General features: G+C 67.2%; 3 protein-coding genes. 2 read left to right on the forward strand and 1 reads right to left on the reverse strand.

Translation table 11 applies throughout. The features are described from left to right. The coding region (locus L4923_RS30655) for a LysR family transcriptional regulator (RefSeq protein ID WP_239370864.1) at positions 1–687 on the reverse strand (687 nt) is incomplete at its 3' end. Between the two features lie 200 nt (positions 688–887). Here L4923_RS30655 and L4923_RS30660 point away from each other — a divergent pair. Together L4923_RS30660 and L4923_RS30665 are read left to right on the forward strand one after the other, a co-directional pair. Further along, on the forward strand, positions 888–1,712 hold the full coding sequence (locus tag L4923_RS30660) for an aldo/keto reductase (RefSeq protein WP_239370865.1): 825 nt from the start codon (positions 888–890) through the stop codon (positions 1,710–1,712). 30 nt (positions 1,713–1,742) lie between these two features. Next, on the forward strand, positions 1,743–2,951 hold the full coding sequence (locus L4923_RS30665; RefSeq protein WP_239370866.1) for an MFS transporter: 1,209 nt from the start codon (positions 1,743–1,745) through the stop codon (positions 2,949–2,951). Positions 2,952–3,166 lie beyond the last annotated feature (215 nt).

The following is a 3,166-nucleotide window of genomic DNA, read 5'->3' on the forward strand; positions in this document are numbered from 1 at the left end:
GCGCCGCACCGTCTCGCCATTGTTGGCCAGCAGCGAGCCGGCGACGACGCGGTCGACGATGCGGCCGCTTTCCTTGAGCGGCCAGACCGGCTCGGCGCGGCGGAAGTTGAAGCCCAGGCAATTGTGCCGCGACAAGTCCTCCACCGTCAGCGGCACGCCCCGACGCGCGAGATAGGACGGGGCAGCGACGATCTTGCGGCGCGAGGTGCCGATGCGGCGCGCCACCATGCCGGAATCCGCCAGCGCGCCGACTCGGAAGGCGATGTCGGTGCGGTCGAGATAGAGGTCGACCATCTCGTCCGACAAAGAAAGGTCGACGACGATGTTGGGATAGGCGCGCCAGAATTCGGGCAGGATGGGTTCCAGGCCCAGCACGCCGATGGCGACCGACACATTGACCCGCACCGTGCCGCCGGTGGCTGCGGCGCCGTAGGAGATTTCCTGCTCGATCAGGTCGAGCTCCTTCAGCAGCGCCTGGCTGCGCTGGTAGTAGAGCTGGCCCTCGGCGGTCAGCGACAGCGCCCGGGTCGAGCGCTCGATCAGCCGCACGCCGAGGCGGGCCTCGATGCGCGACACCAGCTTGCTCACCGTCGAGGGCGTCAGGCGCAGCAGCCGAGCGGCTTCCGAAAAACTGCCCGCCTCCACCACGCGCAGGAACACCTGCATTTCACCGGTGCGATTGTCCATCTTCCGCCCGCCTGTGATTTCGTTTCACAGATGATGGGAAAAGCGGGCGCATTATCAAGCCCCGACGGCGCCTTTATGTGATGGGTCACGATGAAATCACGCTCAGGGCGCCGCAAGCGTCGGCACAGGCCCGATGAGCATCACCTGAATTCACGGCGCGCCGCAAGGCGCGGCCAAACAGAACAAGAAGGACATCACCTATGTTAACCGTCACCGCCCAAGGAGCAGAAATTCCCGCTCTCGGCTTCGGCGTGTTCCGCATGACGGACGCCGAGGTGGAGCGGGTCGTGCCGGCCGCGCTCGAGGCAGGCTTCCGCCATTTCGACACCGCGCAGATCTACCAGAACGAAACGGCTCTCGGCCGGGCGCTGGAACGCGCCGGGGCACGGCGCGACGAACTGTTCCTGACCACCAAGGTGTGGGTCGACAATTACAGCGAGGGCAAATTCGCCGCTTCGGTCGATGAGAGCCTGGAGAAGCTTAAGGTCGACCGGGTCGACCTGCTGCTGCTGCACTGGCCGGCCGACAAGGTGCCAGTCGCCGAGCAGATCGCCATGCTCGATGCGGTGAAGGCGGCCGGCAAGACCAAATTCGTCGGCGTCTCCAACCAGAACATCGCGCAGATGCGGGAATCGATCGAACGGTCTTCGGCGCCGATCGTTACCAACCAGGTGGAGCTGCATCCTTATCTGCCGCAGCGGACGCTGGTCGCTGCCGCCAAGGCAGCCGGCGTTGCCGTCACCGCCTATTACAGCATGGCCGACGGCGCCGTGCCGCAGGACAGGCTGCCGCAGCAGATCGGCGCGAAATACGGCAAGAGCGCTGCCCAGATCGGCCTGCGCTGGCTGGTGCAGCAGGGCCTCATCGCGCTGTCCAAGACGGCGAACCCGGCGCGCGTGCCCGAGAACATCGCCATCTTCGACTTCACCCTCGACGAGGCCGACATGGCGGCGATCGCCGGACTGGCGCGTCCCGACGGCCGCCTCGTCTCCCCTCCCGGTCTGGCGCCGGACTGGGACGCGTAAACACACACCTTCATCATGAGAGCCAAAATCATGAACAGCACACTCACGCATACCAAGGAGGGCACCGCCCTCTCCGCACGGCTGGCGCTGCTGGCGCTGGCGATCGGCGCCTTCGGCATCGGCACCACCGAATTCTCGCCGATGGGGCTTCTGCCGGTGATCGCGCAAGGGGTCGACGTGTCGATCCCGACGGCCGGCCTCCTGATCAGCGCCTATGCAGTCGGCGTGCTGGTCGGCGCGCCTTTCATGACGCTGGCCTTCAGCCGCTTCGGCAAGCGCACGGCGCTGATGCTTCTGATGACCATCTTCACCGTCGGCAATCTGATGTCGGCGATGGCGCCGGGCTATTTCACCCTGCTCGCCGCCCGCCTCGTCACCAGCCTCAACCATGGCGCTTTCTTCGGCCTGGGTGCGGTGGTGGCAGCAAGCGTCGTGCCGAAGGAAAAGCAGGCCAGCGCCGTGGCCGCCATGTTCATGGGGCTGACCATCGCCAATATCGGCGGCGTGCCGGCCGCCACCTGGGTCGGCCAGCAGATCGGCTGGCGCATGGCCTTTGCCGGCACGGCGGTGATCGGCCTTGCCGCGATCACGGCACTCTGGTTCGCCCTGCCGAAGGGCGAGCGCGGCCGGATGCCGGACGTGAAGCGCGAGCTGCGCGTGCTGACGCGGCCGGCGGTGCTTCTGTCCATGGCCACCACGGTGATGGGCTCCGGCGCGATGTTTGCGCTCTACACCTATGTCGCGCCGACCCTGGAAACGCTGACCGGCGCCTCCGGCAGCTTCGTGACGCTGGCGCTTGCGCTCATCGGCGTCGGCTTCACCATCGGCAACTGGCTGGGCGGCCGGCTGGCCGACTGGTCGCTCGACGGCGCCACCAAGATCTTCCTCGGCGCGCTGGCGGCCATCATGTTCGTGCTGCCGCTGCTGTTCGCCAGCCACGCCGGCGCAGCCATCGGCCTGCTGGTCTGGGGCGGTGCAGCCTTCGCCATCGTGCCGCCGGTGCAGATGCGGGTGATGGAAGCCGCCTCCGAAGCGCCCGGCCTCGCCTCCTCGATCAATGTCGGCGCCTTCAACCTCGGCAATGCGCTGGGCGCAGCGCTGGGCGCCGCCGTCATCAGCCTCGGCCTCGGCTACGCCGCCGTCTCCATCACTGGCGGCCTGCTCGCCGCGGCGGGACTTGGGCTGGTCTTCGTCGGCGGGCGCAAGAAGGCACGGCAGATGGCGGTCTGCGGGGCGTAAGGCAGGCAGGAGATAGGATGCCCCGGCCCTATCTCCCCTTATGGGGTGCTGGCCTGGGTCGCCGCAGGTGAATTCCCCCTAACCTTCAAAGGCTCGAACGCCCGGGGCCGAGCGCCGGCGCCTCTATCTCCCCCCTTGCGGGGGGTGAGGGCCTGGTTCGCCGCAGGCGAATTGAAAGGTCCAGTGGACCTTTCAAAAGGCACGAACGCCTGAGG

Source organism: Terribium retamae (assembly GCF_022347545.1).
Lineage (GTDB): Bacteria > Pseudomonadota > Alphaproteobacteria > Rhizobiales > Rhizobiaceae > Mesorhizobium > Mesorhizobium retamae.